Source organism: Pseudomonas sp. LBUM1648, from assembly GCF_059716145.1.
This window is the reverse complement of sequence record NZ_CP166808.1, coordinates 1,711,989-1,728,337: the sequence shown is the minus strand read 5'-3', so window position 1 is coordinate 1,728,337 and position 16,349 is coordinate 1,711,989. Positions and strand designations below refer to the sequence as shown.

17 protein-coding genes are annotated in these 16,349 nt (G+C 58.0%); 7 read left to right on the top strand and 10 right to left on the bottom strand.

Features of this window, described 5'->3' with window-relative positions:
• Window positions 1–10 precede the first annotated feature (10 nt).
• The 7 genes from flgK to ACA043_RS07875 all read right to left on the bottom strand — a co-directional run bounded on the left by flgK (window position 11) and on the right by ACA043_RS07875 (window position 8,685).
• Entirely contained in the window at window positions 11–2,071 is a 2,061-nt protein-coding gene (gene flgK / locus ACA043_RS07905) for a flagellar hook-associated protein FlgK (RefSeq protein ID WP_401271026.1), read from the bottom strand.
• 22 nt (window positions 2,072–2,093) lie between these two features.
• The gene (flgJ, locus tag ACA043_RS07900) at window positions 2,094–3,389 is read right to left on the bottom strand and encodes a flagellar assembly peptidoglycan hydrolase FlgJ (RefSeq protein WP_497658940.1); all 1,296 of its coding nucleotides are present in this window, start codon (window positions 3,387–3,389) and stop codon (window positions 2,094–2,096) included.
• Window positions 3,390–3,400: 11 nt separating this feature from the next.
• Window positions 3,401–4,489: a flagellar basal body P-ring protein FlgI gene (locus ACA043_RS07895; RefSeq protein WP_401271073.1), complete on the bottom strand. Its 1,089-nt coding sequence runs from the start codon at window positions 4,487–4,489 to the stop codon at window positions 3,401–3,403.
• A gap of 27 nt (window positions 4,490–4,516) precedes the next feature.
• Window positions 4,517–5,212 carry a flagellar basal body L-ring protein FlgH gene (gene flgH / locus ACA043_RS07890; RefSeq protein ID WP_187677349.1) on the bottom strand — a complete coding sequence of 232 codons (696 nt, stop codon included), beginning with the start codon at window positions 5,210–5,212 and terminating at the stop codon, window positions 4,517–4,519.
• 52 nt (window positions 5,213–5,264) lie between these two features.
• Window positions 5,265–6,050 carry a flagellar basal-body rod protein FlgG gene (flgG, locus tag ACA043_RS07885; RefSeq protein ID WP_187677348.1) on the bottom strand — a complete coding sequence of 262 codons (786 nt, stop codon included), beginning with the start codon at window positions 6,048–6,050 and terminating at the stop codon, window positions 5,265–5,267.
• 45 nt (window positions 6,051–6,095) lie between these two features.
• Window positions 6,096–6,836, bottom strand: coding sequence for a flagellar basal body rod protein FlgF (locus tag ACA043_RS07880; RefSeq protein WP_187677347.1), 741 nt, complete (start codon window positions 6,834–6,836; stop codon window positions 6,096–6,098).
• Window positions 6,837–7,122: 286 nt separating this feature from the next.
• Window positions 7,123–8,685, bottom strand: coding sequence for a sigma-54-dependent transcriptional regulator (locus tag ACA043_RS07875; protein ID WP_489878497.1), 1,563 nt, complete (start codon window positions 8,683–8,685; stop codon window positions 7,123–7,125).
• Between the two features lie 372 nt (window positions 8,686–9,057).
• Between ACA043_RS07875 and phhA the strand changes: the two genes are divergently transcribed.
• From phhA to ACA043_RS07845, 6 genes are all read left to right on the top strand, one after another.
• Window positions 9,058–9,849: a phenylalanine 4-monooxygenase gene (phhA, locus tag ACA043_RS07870; RefSeq protein WP_158830660.1), complete on the top strand. Its 792-nt coding sequence runs from the start codon at window positions 9,058–9,060 to the stop codon at window positions 9,847–9,849.
• A gap of 69 nt (window positions 9,850–9,918) precedes the next feature.
• Window positions 9,919–10,275, top strand: a complete 357-nt coding sequence (locus ACA043_RS07865; RefSeq protein ID WP_003222798.1) for a 4a-hydroxytetrahydrobiopterin dehydratase — start codon at window positions 9,919–9,921, stop codon at window positions 10,273–10,275.
• A complete protein-coding gene (locus ACA043_RS07860; RefSeq protein WP_497658939.1) occupies window positions 10,275–11,468 on the top strand; it encodes an amino acid aminotransferase in 1,194 nt (397 codons plus the stop codon). Before ACA043_RS07865 ends, ACA043_RS07860 begins: the two co-directional genes overlap by 1 nt.
• Before the next feature lie 246 nt (window positions 11,469–11,714).
• Complete coding sequence (locus tag ACA043_RS07855) at window positions 11,715–11,846, top strand: hypothetical protein (RefSeq protein ID WP_262410290.1); 132 nt, start codon at window positions 11,715–11,717, stop codon at window positions 11,844–11,846.
• 72 nt (window positions 11,847–11,918) lie between these two features.
• Window positions 11,919–12,101, top strand: coding sequence for a hypothetical protein (locus ACA043_RS07850; protein ID WP_497658938.1), 183 nt, complete (start codon window positions 11,919–11,921; stop codon window positions 12,099–12,101).
• 103 nt (window positions 12,102–12,204) lie between these two features.
• Window positions 12,205–13,404, top strand: a complete 1,200-nt coding sequence (locus ACA043_RS07845) for an MFS transporter (RefSeq protein WP_489878493.1) — start codon at window positions 12,205–12,207, stop codon at window positions 13,402–13,404.
• Here the strand turns inward: ACA043_RS07845 and arfB are convergent.
• Window positions 13,401–13,814 (bottom strand): alternative ribosome rescue aminoacyl-tRNA hydrolase ArfB, encoded by a 414-nt coding sequence (gene arfB, locus ACA043_RS07840; protein ID WP_095050152.1) that lies wholly within the window; start codon window positions 13,812–13,814, stop codon window positions 13,401–13,403. The genes ACA043_RS07845 and arfB overlap by 4 nt on opposite strands.
• A 140-nt stretch (window positions 13,815–13,954) precedes the next feature.
• On the opposite strand from arfB, the gene queC reads away from it, so the two are divergent.
• Entirely contained in the window at window positions 13,955–14,653 is a 699-nt protein-coding gene (gene queC, locus ACA043_RS07835) for a 7-cyano-7-deazaguanine synthase QueC (RefSeq protein WP_497658937.1), read from the top strand.
• Between the two features lie 64 nt (window positions 14,654–14,717).
• Here the strand turns inward: queC and ACA043_RS07830 are convergent, their stop codons facing one another.
• Window positions 14,718–15,596, bottom strand: coding sequence for a queuosine precursor transporter (locus ACA043_RS07830; protein ID WP_489878491.1), 879 nt, complete (start codon window positions 15,594–15,596; stop codon window positions 14,718–14,720).
• Window positions 15,580–16,185 (bottom strand): helix-turn-helix transcriptional regulator, encoded by a 606-nt coding sequence (locus ACA043_RS07825; protein WP_497658936.1) that lies wholly within the window; start codon window positions 16,183–16,185, stop codon window positions 15,580–15,582. Before ACA043_RS07825 ends, ACA043_RS07830 begins: the two co-directional genes overlap by 17 nt.
• Window positions 16,186–16,349 lie beyond the last annotated feature (164 nt).

Sequence of the window (16,349 nt, the reverse complement as noted above, 5' to 3'; positions counted from 1 at the left end):
TACGACTCCCTTAAAGACTGTTGATCAGTGTGCTGAAAATTTCCTGCGCAGCCTTGATGATCTGCGAGGACGCGGTGTAGTACTGCTGAAACTTGACCAGGTTGCCGGTCTCTTCGTCGAGGTCGACGCCGGACAACGAATCACGCGCGCCCTTGGCGTTGGCCAGAATGGCGTCGGTGGCCGCGCTGTCGAGCTTGCCCTGGGCAGCTTTGGCGCCGACACCTTCGACCAGTTTGCCGTAGGAGTCGGTCAGGGAAATACCTTTGCTGGCCGAACCGGTGTCCACTGTCTGCTTGGTCTGCAAGTCAGCCAGTACACCGCCGTTGCGGTTGTCCAGTGTGCCCGGCTGGCTGAGGCTGACATTGATCGCCGAGCCTTTGCCTGGCGAGCCGGCGACGGTCATATCGAAATTGACGGTGTACTGGGTGGCCGGAGCTGGCGGGATCGCAGCGCCGGTCGAGTCCTTGAGCGGAATACTCAGGTTCAGGGTGTTGTTCTGGCCCGGCTTGATGGTGCCGCTGCTCAACACACCGCCCTTGGCATCGAGTAGCTGGTAACCCTGACTGGTGCCGTCCGCCGAAGGATCGCCAAACACCACTTTGACCGGCGTCGAGTACTTCATGCCGTTCTGCATCGCCGTGGTGGTGGTGGCGTCGTAGATATCAAACTTCGTGGTCAGGGTCGGTTGACCGCTGGCCGGAATAGTCAGCGTGCCGCTGCCGCCGGGGGCAATGGCAGCGCCCAACGGAGCTGCGATGGCCAGACGCTTGGAGTCGGTCATCTCGGTCTTGATGTTGGCCGCCGCGCTGCGCGTCGGGGTGATCTTGAACGTGTCGCCCGCCGCCGCCGTGCCGCCAGTGAGTTTCAACGAGAAGCCGTCGATGACCGGAGGCGGGTTGGTGGTGGTACTGAACGCGCCCATGGCGGTGCCTTCCGGCAGACGCTGCACGGTGTAGTCCGTGGCGCTGGTGAAGGTCACTTTGTAATCGTTGATGGTCAGCTTGCCGGTGTCTTCGATGCTCACATCGAATTTGCCGGAACCTGCGCTGTTGCCGATAGTGGCGGTGCTGCGCGCAGACATGTTCGCCGCAGTATTGATACTGGTGAACAGGCTGCCGCCAAAGTCACCGTTCTTGTCGATGCCTTGCGCCTGAATCGTGTTCATCTGATCGGCAACGACCAGTGCCACGCGGCCCAGCTCGTTCATCGCAGGGTCGAGCACGGTGCTGCGATAACGCAGCAGGCCACCGATCTCGCCACCGGTGATGCCCGAGGTGATGTCGACAGTGCTGGAACCGTTATTGAGCTGCAGGGCCATACGCGATGGGTCGGTCTTGCTTGGCGTGACTTCCAGCTTGCTGACCGTGCTGCCCATCACCAGCGGCTGACCGTTGCCCAGATATATATCCATGTTGCCGCCACGCTCGACGACCTGCGCACCGGTGAAGGTCGACAGTTGGCGAATGGTCTCGTTACGCGCGTCGAGCAGCTCGTTGGGCTGGCCACCGGAGTTGGAAATTTCGGAGATTTTCTGGTTCAACTGAGCGACAGTGTTCGCCAGTTTGTTGACCTGATCAGCCATGCTCGTCAGGTTGCCGTTGATGTCCGAGTTCTGCGCGTTCAACTGGCTGGAAACCGAGTTGAAGCGCGCGCTCAAGGCTTGGGCATCACTGAGCAGCAGTTGGCGCGAAGCATCATCACCCGGCTTGGCGTTGACGTTCTGCACCGAGGCGAAAAACTTGGTCAGCGCGCCATTGAGGCCGGTGCCGCTATCGGACAGCAATTTGTCGAGCGGAGTGACCTGACCCAGGTAAGCCGCCGCATCGCTGTTGAGCGAAGTGGTGGTCTGCAACTGGGCGTCGATGTAGCTGTTGTAGACACGGCGCACGTCGGCCAGGGTCGTACCGGTGCCGATCCAGAGGTTGCCGTTCTGAATCGAGCTTTTTGAATTCTGCACGGTTTGCTGGCGCGAGTAGCCGGCCGTATCGACGTTGGCAATGTTGTTGCCCGTCACCATCAAAGAAGATTGGCTAGCGGATAAACCCGACATCCCGATGTTGAGCAAACTCATGGTTCAAACCTTACTTTATGTTTTATAGAGGCGTTGTCGAAACGCCCGCCGCAGCGTAGTTCTGGTTAACGTTCATCTGCTTGGCAATCTGCGAAATCTTGCTTGCGTAGTTCGGGTCGGTGGCGTAACCGGCCTTTTGCAACTCGCGTACAAACTGTTCTGGGTTATCGGCCGACTTCAGCACTTCTTGATAGCGATTATTGCTCTGCAGCAAAGTCACCAGATCGTGGAAGCTGTCCTTGTACGAGGCATAGGAACGGAACTCGGCCGTCTCCTTGACCATCGCGCCATTACGGAACTCGCTGGTGATTGCCCGGGCCGAATCACCCTTCCAGTTGCTGCTCGCCTTGATACCGAACAGGTTGTGGCTGCTACTGCCATCCTGAGCACGCATGACCGACTTGCCCCAACCGGTTTCCAGTGCGGCTTGCGCCACTAGGTAACGCGGATCGACGCCGATACGAGCGGCGGCTTCCTCGGCCATCGGCAGCATGGTGTTGACGAATTCGTCGGCAGAACTGAAGGCTTTTTTCGCCGGCGCCAATGGAATCTGCGCCATCGCCCGGCCGTAAACCTGCATCTGCCCACCGGAGGCTTTGTCAGCCTCGGCGCGTGCCAGCCAGTCGCCGTTGTACAGCGGACCTGCGCCAGTGGTGGCGGTAGTCGTGGCGCGCTGTGGCAATTGCGTTGCGGCGCTTGTCGTGGTGGCCGAAGGCACCAGGCCTGCGAGCAAACGATCGGCCAGTTTCGGCGGCAGGGCCAAACGGCGCTGGTTGATCAATTCCATGTCGTTGCGGTGGGCCAATTGCGTGTTAGGCGCATTGACCGAACGCGAGGCCCACAGCGGACGCTCACCATTGAGGCGCGACAACGGGCCATTGGTGGCGACGGTGCCAGCGGCAATCGGCGTTGCCACGGCAGCGGCCTTGGCTTTGGCTTCTTCCTGCTTGGCGGCGGACGCGGCCGCAGCCTCACCCGGCGCCATTGGTTTGTTCTTCGACATCTGGCGCATCAGCACGTCGGCCAGACCGATACCACCGCCCTCGCGGGACATGGAAACGGCCAGTTGCTGGTCGTACATTTCCTGATACTGCTTGGCGGCCGGCGTGTTGAGAGGATTGTCCTCACCCAGGGCATTGGTCGCCGAACGCATCGATTTGAGCATCTCGCCGAGGAACAGCGATTCGAATTCCTGCGCAACTTTGCGCATGTTCGCATCACTGTCCTTGTCACCGACCTTTAGCTGGTTCAGACGATTGAGGTCAGAGTAAGAACCCGAATCGCTGCTGCTGACCAGACCGCTCTTGCGCATATCCATAGTCGTCGGCCTCAGATCACGATCAGGTCGGCTTGCAACGCGCCGGCCTGCTTCAGTGCTTCGAGAATGGCCATCAAGTCACCCGGTGCCGCGCCGACCTGGTTCACCGCACGGACGATCTCGTCGAGGGTGGTGCCCGGGCCGAACTTGAACATCGGTTTGGCTTCCTGTTCGGCGTTCACGCGCGAACGTGGCACGACAGCGGTCTGGCCGTTGGAAAGTGGGCCTGGCTGGCTGACGATCGGGTCTTCAGTAATGGTCACGGTCAGGCTGCCGTGGGTTACGGCGGCCGGCGAGACTTTCACGTTCTGACCGATGACGATGGTGCCGGTGCGCGAGTTGATGATGACTTTCGCCACCGCCTGACCCGGATCGACTTCGAGGTTTTCCAGGATCGACAGGTAGTCGACACGCTGGCTCGGATCGAGCGGTGCGGTAACGCGGATCGAGCCGCCGTCGATGGCCTGAGCGACACCAGGGCCGAGCATGTCGTTGATCTTGTCGACGATGCGTTTGGCGGTGGTGAAGTCGGAACGGTTGAGGTTCAACGTCAGGCTATTACCCTGATTGAAACCACTCGGCACCGAGCGCTCCACCGATGCACCGCCAGGGATGCGACCAGCCGACGGAACGTTGACAGTGATCTTCGAGCCGTCTCGACCTTCAGCATCGAAACCGCCCACGACCAGGTTGCCCTGGGCGATCGCATAGACGTTGCCGTCGATACCCTTGAGCGGGGTCAGCAACAGGGTGCCGCCACGCAGGCTCTTAGAGTTACCGATCGAGGCAACGGTGATATCGACCTGTTGGCCTGGCTTGGCAAACGCCGGCAGATCAGCACTGATGGACACCGCCGCGACGTTCTTCAACTGCACGTTGCCCGATCCCGGCGGCACTTTGATACCGAACTGCGAGAGCATGTTGTTGAAGGTCTGCAGGGTGAACGGAGTTTGCGTTGTCTGGTCACCGGTGCCGTTAAGCCCGACCACCAGGCCGTAACCGATCAATTGGTTGGACCGCACGCCGGAAATGCTGGCGATATCTTTCAGCCGCTCGGCGTGGGCACCAAAGGCTGCGGACATCATGGCCGCAGCGAGCATGAGGCTCTTGAAGTTCAACGTAGCCACCTAGAAAGGGAACAGCGGGCTGAGGAAGAAACGGTCGAACCAGCCTGGCTGACTCGCATCGGCAAACGAACCGGTGCCCGAGTAGGTGATGCGCGCGTCGGCGACACGGGTCGACGAAACGGTGTTGTCAGTGGCGATGTCATCGGCACGCACCAGACCGGCGATCCGCACCAGCTCATCGCCCGTGTTGAGGGTCATCCACTTCTCGCCGCGCACGGCGATGATACCGTTGGGCAGTACGTCGGCCACGGTCACGGTGATCGAACCGGTCAGGGTATTGCCCTGCGCAGCCTTGCTGTCGCCCTTGGTCGCGCGGTCAGCGCTGTAGCCGGCGTTCAGGCTCAGGTCATTGCTGCCCAGCGGGTTATTGGTGGTCAGACTGGAACCGAACAACGAAGTCAGGCCGACCGTGGTATCGCTGTTCTTGCCGATCTGCGAGTTAGCGTTTTTGCTCGCCTGGGTTCTCTCGTTCAGGGTGATGGTGATGATGTCACCGACCCGGAACGCCTTGCGATCGCTGTACAGGTTCTGCTCGAAGCCGGCCTGATAGATCGAGCCGTTGTTGGCGGCCGCCGGCAACGGCGTGCGCGGCAACACCGGGGCGTAGTAAGGGTCATTGGGCTTGGGCGTCGGAGCGACGCAGCCCGCGAGCGAGACGACTCCACTCAATGCCAGAACAGATACGAAGCGATTCATGACCCTACCTCACGGTGTTGCAGGCGACCTCATGGCCGCCTCATAGACTTGATTACAGATTCTGCGTTACGAACGAGAGCATCTGGTCGGCGGTGGAGATCACCTTGGAGTTCATCTCGTAAGCGCGCTGAGTGGTGATCATGTTGACCATCTCTTCAACGGTGCTGACGTTGGACGTTTCCAGGGTGTTCTGCAGCGTGGTACCGAAACCGTTCAGGCCCGGAGTACCGACTTGCGGCGCGCCGGAAGCAGCGGTTTCCAGGAACAGGTTGTTGCCCACCGCTTGCAGGCCGGCCGGGTTGATGAAGTCGGCGGTTTGCAGGTTGCCAATCACTTGGGAAGCCGGGTTGCCGGCAACGGTGATCGATACGGTGCCGTCACGGCCGACGGTGAAGGTCTGGGCATCGTTCGGAATGACGATGGCTGGTTCCAGAGCGAAACCGCTGGCGTTGACGACCTGGCCATTGGAATCGAGGTGGAAAGTACCGTCACGGGTGTAGGACGTGGTGCCGTCCGGTTGCAGAATCTGGAAGAAACCGCGACCGTCAACGGCCAGGTCCAGCGGCTGTTCGGTGGTTTGCAGGCTGCCGGCGGTGAAGTTTTTCTGCGTGCCGACAATGCGCACACCGGTACCCACTTGCAGACCCGACGGCAGTTCGCTGTCCTGGGTCGACTGGGCGCCTGGCTGACGCTTGATCTGATACAGCAAGTCCTGGAACTCGGCGCGGTCACGTTTGAAACCCGTGGTCGAGACGTTTGCCAGGTTGTTGGAAATGGTGGTCAGGTTAGTGTCCTGGGCGGACAGACCGGTTTTGGCAACCCATAGAGCCGGAAGCATTCGATTCTCCTCGTGCGCCTGTTTTACGGCGCGACGTTCTGATAATTAGCTGATCTGCAAGACCCGAGCCATGGCCTGGTCGTCGTCTTTGGCGGTGTTCATCATCTTGACGTGCAACTCGAACTGCTTGGCCAGGGCCAGCACCGAAGTCATTTCTTCCACGGCATTGACGTTGCTCGACTCCAGGAAACCCGACACCAGTTTGACGTTGGCATCGATCGGCGCAGGCTGGCCGTCCTTGGTGTAGATCGAGCCGTCGAGGCCCTTGTTCATGTTCTTGATGTCCGGGTTGACCAGTTTGATCCGGTCGACTTCCGCCATGACGCGCGGGCCTTCGCCCATCGCACGAATACTGATGGTGCCGTCTTCGCCGACTTCAATCTGCTGCTCGGGTGGCACGGCGATCGGACCGCCATTGCCCATCACCGGCATACCGTTGCCGGCACGCAGGACGCCGAGGGCGTCGACATTCAGGCTGCCGGTGCGCACGTAGCTTTCGCCGCCGTTGGGATTCTGCACGGCGATCCAGCCATTGCCGGTCACGGCGACGTCGAGGTCACGGCCGGTCTGCACCAGCGAGCCTGGCGTGAAATCAGTGGCGGGCCGTTCGCTCAGGGCAAACGCGCGCGCCGGAAAGCTGTCACCGAACACCGGCATCGAACGCGCCTGCTCCAGGTCGCGCTGAAAACCGTTGGTGGAGATGTTCGCCAGGTTGTTGGCATGAGCCTTCTGCGCCAGTGCGTTCTGGCTGGCGCCGGTCATTGCCACATAAAGGTACTTGTCCACACTCTTTCCTCTGCATGCCGGACGTTTGCCGCCCACCGCTGTACTGCTGAGCCATAAGCAATTTGCAGACCAACTTTTTTCTGGCGGCTTGAGGCCCGGCAAACAAAGGACTTGAGGGGTATTGCGGGGAATTGGGAAATGTATCGAAGTCGAAAAACCGGCGGTGTTATGCCGCTTCGCGGCAATCGACCAAAAGATCGCAGCGTGCCGCAGCTCCTACAGGAATCCGCATTCCAACTCTAGAAGCTGCCGAAGGTTCGGGCCGCGTCCGGACGATCTTTCGATCTTAGGCTTCAGGCTCTTTGCCCACCTCATACTCACGCAACTTATTGGCAATGGTCGTATGCGAAACCCCGAGGCGCTTGCCCAATTGCCGACTGCTCGGGTGCTCGGAATACAGACGTTCCAGCACGGCCTTCTCAAACCGCCCGACGATCTCGTCCAGCCCACCTTCAAGGGAAAAATCGCCAAGCGGCTGACGCACGCCATAATCCGGCAGGCGAATATGCTCGGCCTTGACCGTGCCGCCATCACACAGCGACACCGCCTGAAACAGCACGTTCTCCAACTGCCGCACATTACCCGGCCAGTGATAATGACTGAGCCGATCCATGGCCGTCGGCGCCAGTTTTGGTAGCGAACAGCCGATCTGTCGACTGGCCTGATCAAGAAAGTGCTCGACCAGCGGCGTCAAACCGTCGAGGCATTCGCGCAGGGGTGGAATATGCAGCGAAAGCACGTTCAAGCGGTGGTACAAATCCTGACGAAACTCGCCGCGAGCGCACAACTCGGACAAGTCCACCTGTGTTGCGCAGATCACCCGCACATCCAGATAAACCTCTTCATCGCTGCCGACGCGACGGAAGCAGCCGTCCTGTAAGAAGCGCAGCAATTTCACCTGCAAGCGCGGGCTCATTTCGCCGACACCATCGAGAAACAGCGTGCCGCCCGCCGTCAACTCCAGCAGACCGAGCTTGCCTTCAGCGCGTGCGCCTTCGAAAGCACCGGGGCCATAGCCGAACAGCTCGGTCTCGGCCATCGACTCCGGCAGGCCGGCGCAGTTGAGCGCCATCAGCGGCGATTGTCCGCGCGGACTGGCGAGGTGACAGGCGCGTGCCAGCAACTCCTTGCCGGTGCCGGTTTCGCCTTCTATCAATAGAGGTGCATCGAGGGGCGCCATGCGACGCGCTTCGCGCACCACCGCCGCCATGACTTTCGAGCTTTGGAAGATGCTGTCGAAACCGCGCAACTCCTGCTTGCGCACGTTATAGATGCGCTCGCCGACACGGTCGGCGCGATGCAAGGTCAGCACCGCACCGGCCATGGCTTCGCTGTCGTCGTGCTCCGATTGCAGCGGAGCGATGTCGGCGAGAAAAACGTCGCCCTTGACCTTGACCCGCATGCCGTTGATTCGCGATTTATTGGCGCGCACCAGTTCCGGCAGGTCGAAATCTTCGGCGTAGCGGGACAGCGGAATCCCCGGCACCTCGTCGACGCGCACGCCGAGCAACTGCGCCGCCGCGCGGTTGGCGGCGACAATCGAGCCACCCATATCGATCGACAACACCGGAAATTCCAGCGCACCGAGCAGTGCGTTCAACTCCATGTGCCGCCGCTCGCTGGGCATCAGCCCTACCCGCTTGACGCCGAACACCCCGGCAATCGATTCGAACTTCGGGCGCAACGCCTGGAACTGGATGTTGATCAGGTTCGGGCAATGCAGATAGATCGCGTTGCCATGCTCACCACCAACCTCGCCGCGCGCGACGTTGATCCCGTACGCCACCAACAGGTTGAGAATGTCGCGCAGGATGCCGATGCGGTTTTGGCAGTGGACTTTGATACGCATATAAAAGGCCCGAAAACGATGATTAACCTGTAGGAGCGAGCCTGCTCGCGATGAGGCTAGCCCAGCCAACTTCCCCATTGACTGATACACAGCAATCGCGAGCAGGCTCACTCCTACAGGGGGGTTGCGCCAGACTTTTCTGTCGCAGCGCGCAGATAATTGTCAAGATTATGTGACAGCAATGACCCTTTTCAAACCTGCAAATCACTGCAAACGCGAGATATCCGTCAAAGCGTAACGATTACTTTACGAATTAAAGGGAAAATTCCTACGCGAAGGCGATTCAACCTGCTGCACATCAACGCGCTCTCGGGTAATTCTGAGTCCATCGCTGGACATAACAAGAACGAATTCCCCTAGCAGGAGAGCAGTATGAAGCAGACGCAATACGTGGCCCGCGAGCCCGATGCGCAAGGTTTTATCGACTACCCCGCCGAAGAACATGCGGTGTGGAACACGCTGATCACTCGCCAACTGAAAGTGATCGAAGGTCGTGCGTGCCAGGAATACCTGGACGGTATCGAAAAACTCGGTCTGCCCCACGACCGCATTCCGCAACTGGGCGAGATCAACAAGGTGCTCGGCGAGACTACCGGTTGGCAGGTCGCGCGCGTTCCGGCACTGATTCCGTTCCAGACCTTCTTTGAATTGCTCGCCAGCAAGCAATTTCCCGTGGCCACCTTTATTCGCACCCGCGAAGAGCTGGACTACCTGCAAGAGCCGGACATTTTCCACGAGATCTTTGGTCACTGCCCGCTGCTGACCAACCCGTGGTTTGCCGAATTCACCCACACCTACGGCAAGCTCGGCCTGCAAGCCACCAAGGAAGAGCGCGTGTATCTCGCGCGCCTGTACTGGATGACCATTGAATTCGGCCTGGTCGACACCCCGCAAGGCAAACGCATCTACGGCGGGGGCATCCTCTCCTCACCGAAAGAAACTGTTTACTCGCTGTCGGACGAGCCCGAGCATCAGACCTTCGATCCGCTGGAAGCCATGCGCACGCCTTATCGCATCGACATCCTGCAACCGCTGTACTTTGTCCTGCCGAACCTCAAGCGTCTGTTCGACGTGGCCCATGAAGACATCATGGCCATGGTCAAGCAAGGCATGCAGCTGGGATTGCATGCACCGAAATTTCCGCCGAAGCCGAAAGCGGCCTGAGCAGAACCCGCTCGCGACTTGCGCGCAAAGATAGTAATTTCCAACAAGAATCGAATTCAGGAATACACCATGTCAACTTTGAACCAAGCCCACTGCGAAGCCTGCCGCGCCGATGCGCCACAAGTCAGCGACGAAGAACTGCCGATCCTGATCAAGCAGATCCCAGATTGGAACATCGAAGTTCGCGACAGCATCATGCAGCTGGAAAAAGTCTTCCTGTTCAAGAATTTCAAGCACGCGCTGGCGTTCACCAACGCCGTCGGCGAAATCTCCGAGGCCGAAGGTCACCACCCGGGTCTGCTGACCGAGTGGGGCAAAGTGACCGTGACCTGGTGGAGCCACTCGATCAAAGGCTTGCACCGCAACGACTTCATCATGGCCGCGCGCACTGACGAAGTGGCCAAGACCGCAGAAGGACGCAAGTAATGCACTTCGACGCCATCGGCCGGGTGCCCGGCGACCCGATCCTCGGTTTGATGGAGGCGTATGCGCAGGATGCCAATCCGCGCAAATTCGACCTCGGCGTTGGCGTCTACAAGGATGCCCAAGGCCTGACGCCCATCCCTGAAGCGGTGAAAATCGCCGAAGCGCGGCTGGTCGAAAGCCAGGACACCAAAACCTACATCGGTGGCCACGGCAACCCGCTGTTCGGCAAAGTCATCAATGAGCTTGTGCTGGGTGGCGACTCGAAACTGATCGCCGAACAGCGTGCAGGCGCCACCCAGACCCCGGGCGGCACCGGTGCCCTGCGTCTGGCTGCCGACTTCATCGCCCAATGCCTGCCGGGCAAAGGCGTGTGGTTGAGCAACCCGACCTGGCCGATCCACGAAACCATTTTCGCCACGGCTGGCGTCAAGGTCAGTCACTACCCTTACGTGGGCAGTGACAACCGTCTCGACGTCGACGCCATGCTCGCCGTGCTCAACGAAGTGCCGAAAGGTGATGTGGTGCTGCTGCACGCGTGCTGCCACAACCCGACCGGTTTCGACCTGAGCCACGACGACTGGCAGCGCGTGCTGGACGTGGTGCGCCGTCGCGACCTGCTGCCACTGATCGACTTTGCCTACCAAGGCTTTGGCGACGGTCTGGAGCAGGATGCGTGGTCGACCCATTTGTTCGCCGCGCAAGTGCCGGAGTTGCTGATCACCAGTTCCTGCTCGAAGAACTTCGGCCTGTATCGCGACCGTACCGGTGCGCTGATCGTCTGCGCGAAAACCGCCGACAAGCTCATCGACATTCGCAGCCAACTGGCCAACATCGCCCGCAACCTGTGGTCAACGCCACCGGATCACGGCGCGGCCGTGGTCGCGACCATCCTTGCCGACCCGGAGCTGAAAAGCCGCTGGGCCGACGAGGTGGAAGCCATGCGTTTGCGCATCGCGCAGTTGCGTAGTGGTTTGGTGGAAGCGCTGGAGCCGCACGGTCTGCGCGAGCGTTTTGCGCACATTGGCGTGCAGCGCGGGATGTTCTCTTACACCGGCCTGTCGCCGGAGCAAGTGAAACAACTGCGCGAGCATCACAGCGTGTACATGGTGAGTTCGGGCCGGGCGAACGTGGCCGGTATCGATGCGACACGTCTGGCGCTGCTGGCCGAGGCCATAGCCAACGTCTGCAAGTAATACCGCAATACCCCTGTAGGAGCTGCCGGAGGCTGCGATCTTTTGATCTTGTTTAAAAGCAGGATCAAAAGATCGCAGCCTTCGGCAGCTCCTACATTGGTTTCGGCGACCTGCCTCCCTGCGGCCATTTGTCGCAATAATTCGAATTAAAAGTCTGATTGTCATTTTTCCTGCTGTATCCTGCGCAGGCTTTCCAAAAGCGCGGATCTACCAGATCTATCAACAGACTTAGCGAGGAGCGCAACCATGCACGAGATTCCTAATCTCCCCTTCCCAAGCCTGCACGTACCTGAGCAGACGACCACGCAACAAGCCGGTGCCCAACAGCCCGAGTCGAAAGAAGCCGTTGAGAGCCGCCCGGCCGACAGCGAAGAGTAAAACCCGCCGTACAGACCGTGTGGAAAGCGCTAACATGCGCTTTCCACACTGCCTGAATGCCCGAGCCCTGCCATGACCGACGAATTCTCCGAAAACCAAGCCGCCGTTCTGATCGGTGCCACCGAGAAAATGATCGAGATCTGGAGCCGACTCTCCCCCGAAAAACAGGCCGCTCTGCTCGCCCGTTTTGGCAGCGAAGAAAACGCCCTCGCCGCACTGGTCACCACGCAACTGGTCGCCCCGGCCAAATCCTGAAACCGCCGTCTGGCAAATAGTTTTACTTTTCCCCGCCCCAGAGCCGTTCGCGTCGGTATCATAAGCAGCCTATCTAATCTGCTGCTCCCGTGGACCTTTTCCCATGTCGTTCTCCAAGTCAGAGCCCCAGCGCCCCCTGGCGGTCACGCTGCAAGTCGTTTCCATCGTCCTCTTCACCTTTATCGGCTATCTCAACATCGGCATCCCGCTCGCTGTGCTGCCGGGCTACGTCCACAGCGACCTAGGTTTCGGCGCAGTAATCGCCGGTCTGGTGATCAGCGTGCAATACCTCGCCACCCTGCTCAGCCGCCCTTACGCCGGCAAGATCATCGACAACAAGGGCAGCAAACTCGCGGTGATGTATGGCTTGGCCGGGTGCGGTTTGAGCGGCGTGTTCATGCTGATTTCGGCGTGGACTCCGAACATGCCGATGCTCAGCCTGATCAGCCTGTTGATCGGTCGACTGGTGCTGGGCAGCGCGGAAAGCCTGGTCGGTTCCGGCTCGATTGGCTGGGGGATCGGCCGCGTCGGCGCGGCGAACACCGCCAAGGTGATCTCGTGGAACGGCATCGCCAGTTACGGCGCACTGGCCGTCGGCGCACCGTTCGGGGTGTGGCTGGTCGGCCAACTTGGCTTGTGGAGCATGGGCGTCAGCATCATTTTGCTGGCGGCGTTAGGCCTGCTGCTGGCATGGCCTAAGACTGCCGCGCCGATTGTCATCGGTGAGCGTCTGCCGTTCATGCATGTGTTGGGACGGGTCTTTCCTCACGGTTGCGGACTGGCGCTGGGTTCGATCGGCTTCGGCACCATCGCCACCTTCATTACCCTGTATTACGCCACTCAGCATTGGGACAACGCGGTGCTGTGCTTGAGTCTGTTCGGCGCCAGCTTCATCGGCGCGCGCCTGCTGTTCGGCAACCTGATCAACCGCCTCGGCGGCTTCCGCGTGGCGATTGCCTGCCTGTCGGTTGAAACCCTTGGCCTGTTGCTGTTGTGGCTCGCGCCGGATGCGCACTGGGCATTGGCTGGCGCGGCATTGAGCGGTTTCGGCTTCTCACTGGTGTTCCCGGCGCTGGGTGTGGAAGCAGTGAATCTGGTTCCAGCGTCGAGTCGCGGCGCAGCAGTCGGCGCCTATTCGTTGTTCATCGACTTATCGCTGGGGATCACCGGACCGGTGGCCGGGGCAATTGCTGCCGGATTCGGCTTCGCCTCGATCTTCCTGTTCGCCGCCCTCGCCTCCCTGAGTGGGTTGGCGTTGAGCGTGTATCTGTACAAGCACACCGCAAAATACCGGGAAGACTAGAAATCCACCTTGCCACGCCCGGCCTTGATACTGCCGCGCTTGGTTTTCGACTCGAGCCGACGCTTCTTCGAGCCGAGCGTCGGCTTGGTCGGACGGCGTTTCTTTTCGACTTTGGTGGCGCTGAGGATCAGCTCGACCAGACGCTCCAGCGCATCGGCACGGTTGGCTTCCTGCGTGCGGTACTGCTGGGCCTTGATGATCAACACGCCATCGCTGGTGATACGACTGTCGCGCAACGCCAGCAGCCGTTCCTTGTAGAACTCGGGCAAGGACGAGGCCGGAATATCGAAGCGAAGGTGCACGGCGCTGGAGACCTTGTTGACGTTCTGCCCCCCGGCGCCCTGGGCGCGAATGGCCGTCAATTCGATCTCGGCATCCGGCAGATGCACGTTGTTGGAAATCACCAGCATGGAAAAGCGTCCGTATTCAGAACGCGCAGGATACCGCGAAACAGATGCCGGGCTTGCTCGCCATTTGAATCAGGCCGCCACCGTGTTTGAGTTACCATTCCAAATCTTGCCCTTACTACATCAATGCAGGAAGCATAAGCATGACCAACAAAGCAGTTATCGTTTTCAGCGGCGGACAGGACTCAACCACCTGTTTGATCCACGCACTGACTCACTACGATGAAATACACTGCATCACGTTTGACTACGGTCAGCGTCATATCGCCGAAATTGAAGTCGCGCAGCATCTTTCCAAAAAGCTCGGCGTGACCGTGCATAAAACCCTTGATGTGTCCTTGCTCAATGAGCTGGCGATCAGCAGCCTCACGCGCGACAACATTCCGGTCCCGACCGTGAATAGCTCCGGAGAAAGCCTGCCAAGCACTTTCGTGCCGGGAAGAAACATTCTTTTTCTGACCCTGGCTTCAATCTATGCCTATCAAGTTCAGGCTAAGACGGTCATTACCGGTGTTTGTGAAACAGACTTCTCTGGTTACCCCGATTGCCGGGATGAATTCGTCAAGGCACTGAATAAAGCCCTTGAGCTAGGCATGGATTATAAGTTGCAACTTGAAACGCCACTGATGTGGCTGAACAAGGCAGAGACCTGGGCCTTGGCGGATCACTATAACCAGTTGGAACTGGTTCGCGAAGAAACACTGACCTGTTACAACGGCATCAAAGGCAGCGGATGTTCCGATTGCGATGCATGTAATCTTCGCGCGAAAGGGCTGAATGAGTTTCTGACCAACAAAGAACAGGTTACGCGCAGCCTGAAAGCGAAACTGAGTTTGAAGTAAACCCACAGCAAGAAGCGCTCACTAAAGCATGAAAATATCATGCCCAGTGAGCGCCATCCTTCATTTATTGCGTCTGCGCACCTGTCAGATATTTCTTGAACAAAGACCTCGCGCCGTAGGCTGGCAAAATATTAAAAAACGCGAAGCCTACCTTTATCGCAATCTGAACATAGATCATGCCGAGTATCGCGCTGTTCTCCATCGTTCCGTAAAAGGCGATATAGCAGAATAGAAAACTATCGATGATCACCGCAAACAACGTACTTAAGAACACTCGCAAAAACAGAAATCTGGAATTGGTGAGTTCTTTTATCTTGCACAACAAATATGAATTTATATTCTCGGAAACCAGAAACGAAACCGAAGAGGCTACCAGGACTGCAGAGAGTTGACTGATAACATCATTGTAAGCCCCATCAAGCTTCCAACCCGGCAGCCCTGGAAGATGGGTAGTAATGGCAAGCAAGATGATAATGGCCGCATTACTGATGAAAGCAAAGAGAATCGCCTTTCGCGCGAGCCTGAGGCCGAACGTCTCATTCAGCAGGTCAACGATCAGAAACGTCAGCGGATAAAGAAAGGTCCCCGGCGTGACGACAATATCAAAATATTCCAGATAGATCGGCTTCGTGGCGGCAATACTGGTAAAGATGTAAAGCGTGAACAGCATCAGGTTCAGGATGATGTAGATCATCCAGGAACTCTCGTGACGGTCATTTATTTCGTAGGCGGTGAGCGCTCCGCCCTGGGAATAAAACTTCTTGTACAGGTTTTTCACTTCTATTTTATTTAGATTATCCATAATCTCACTATTCAACACTTCACTTAGCTTTATTTTGATTATTTTTCCGGTCGCAATGACCATAATGACGGCCAGGCTTTTTCCATTTTCAAACCCTAGCAGCTTGTACTTGCTGTTTTCCGTTTCAACGCTGCAGTCCATTAAATCGTTCCTCGATTATATCCCCGATAACACAAACACGATCAGAGCCAGCGTCAACTTCATGGGTAATAAACATTTTGCCTGTGAGTTTGTCATACACCAGCTTTTCCTTATCGCTGCTCGCCGCCCCCTTCTGCACGATCAATAAGTCGCCCGGCTCATTCATACCCCTGATCTCATTCTCCAGCAGCACGCCTATCAAGTTGAAGGATGTACCGAAGTAGTAAGTCAGTGGGTAAATCGTGGCCAGTTCACCAATTCTTTTGTCAAGACTCTGGACAACCAGGCTTTCCTTTATCACTGGCACGGCCGCTGGATTCATGTTTCCCTGCGGCGAAATGCTGCTGTCTATTATTTCTTTCTCTTCAAAGTCGATCGTCTCTATTTCCTCATAAGAAACCCCGAAGAAATCAGAAATCTTGCGGACAGTGGCGTGCTGTACATTGACCACCTTGCCCTCAAGAATGTTGTAGATGGTCGTTCTGGTCAATCCACTGGAATTGCACAGAGACAACTGCGTCTCGCCCCTGCTCTTTATCAAGTATTTGATATTGTTTTTCAGATTCTCCGATCTTTCTCTTCTGTGCATAAAATGCTTACCATCTTTTTATAAAGGCAATTGGAAACACGCCACGAGTGATCATTCAGTGGTCACAGGCAAACTATGCAGATAGTTGTACTGGTGTTAGAGCCGCGAGAGATCATAGCATTCTCCATCCTTGGTTCCGGTACAAAAAGTCATCTGAAAAACAG

What these genes read in the sequence shown, in the direction of transcription:
- ACA043_RS07895 (WP_401271073.1), bottom strand. Translation starts at nt 4,489, where the DNA reads ATGCTCGCTGCGGCCATGATGTCCGCAGCCTTTGGTGCCCACGCCGAG.
- ACA043_RS07850 (WP_497658938.1), top strand. Translation starts at nt 11,919, where the DNA reads ATGACCGACGAATTCTCCGAAAACCAAGCCGCCGTTCTGATCGGTGCC.
- ACA043_RS07875 (WP_489878497.1), bottom strand. Translation starts at nt 8,685, where the DNA reads ATGCGTATCAAAGTCCACTGCCAAAACCGCATCGGCATCCTGCGCGAC.
- queC (WP_497658937.1), top strand. Translation starts at nt 13,955, where the DNA reads ATGACCAACAAAGCAGTTATCGTTTTCAGCGGCGGACAGGACTCAACC.
- ACA043_RS07855 (WP_262410290.1), top strand. Translation starts at nt 11,715, where the DNA reads ATGCACGAGATTCCTAATCTCCCCTTCCCAAGCCTGCACGTACCTGAG.
- ACA043_RS07860 (WP_497658939.1), top strand. Translation starts at nt 10,275, where the DNA reads ATGCACTTCGACGCCATCGGCCGGGTGCCCGGCGACCCGATCCTCGGT.
- ACA043_RS07830 (WP_489878491.1), bottom strand. Translation starts at nt 15,596, where the DNA reads ATGGACTGCAGCGTTGAAACGGAAAACAGCAAGTACAAGCTGCTAGGG.
- flgG (WP_187677348.1), bottom strand. Translation starts at nt 6,050, where the DNA reads ATGCTTCCGGCTCTATGGGTTGCCAAAACCGGTCTGTCCGCCCAGGAC.
- ACA043_RS07865 (WP_003222798.1), top strand. Translation starts at nt 9,919, where the DNA reads ATGTCAACTTTGAACCAAGCCCACTGCGAAGCCTGCCGCGCCGATGCG.
- flgH (WP_187677349.1), bottom strand. Translation starts at nt 5,212, where the DNA reads ATGAATCGCTTCGTATCTGTTCTGGCATTGAGTGGAGTCGTCTCGCTC.
- flgJ (WP_497658940.1), bottom strand. Translation starts at nt 3,389, where the DNA reads ATGGATATGCGCAAGAGCGGTCTGGTCAGCAGCAGCGATTCGGGTTCT.
- ACA043_RS07825 (WP_497658936.1), bottom strand. Translation starts at nt 16,185, where the DNA reads ATGCACAGAAGAGAAAGATCGGAGAATCTGAAAAACAATATCAAATAC.
- flgK (WP_401271026.1), bottom strand. Translation starts at nt 2,071, where the DNA reads ATGAGTTTGCTCAACATCGGGATGTCGGGTTTATCCGCTAGCCAATCT.
- ACA043_RS07845 (WP_489878493.1), top strand. Translation starts at nt 12,205, where the DNA reads ATGTCGTTCTCCAAGTCAGAGCCCCAGCGCCCCCTGGCGGTCACGCTG.
- arfB (WP_095050152.1), bottom strand. Translation starts at nt 13,814, where the DNA reads ATGCTGGTGATTTCCAACAACGTGCATCTGCCGGATGCCGAGATCGAA.
- phhA (WP_158830660.1), top strand. Translation starts at nt 9,058, where the DNA reads ATGAAGCAGACGCAATACGTGGCCCGCGAGCCCGATGCGCAAGGTTTT.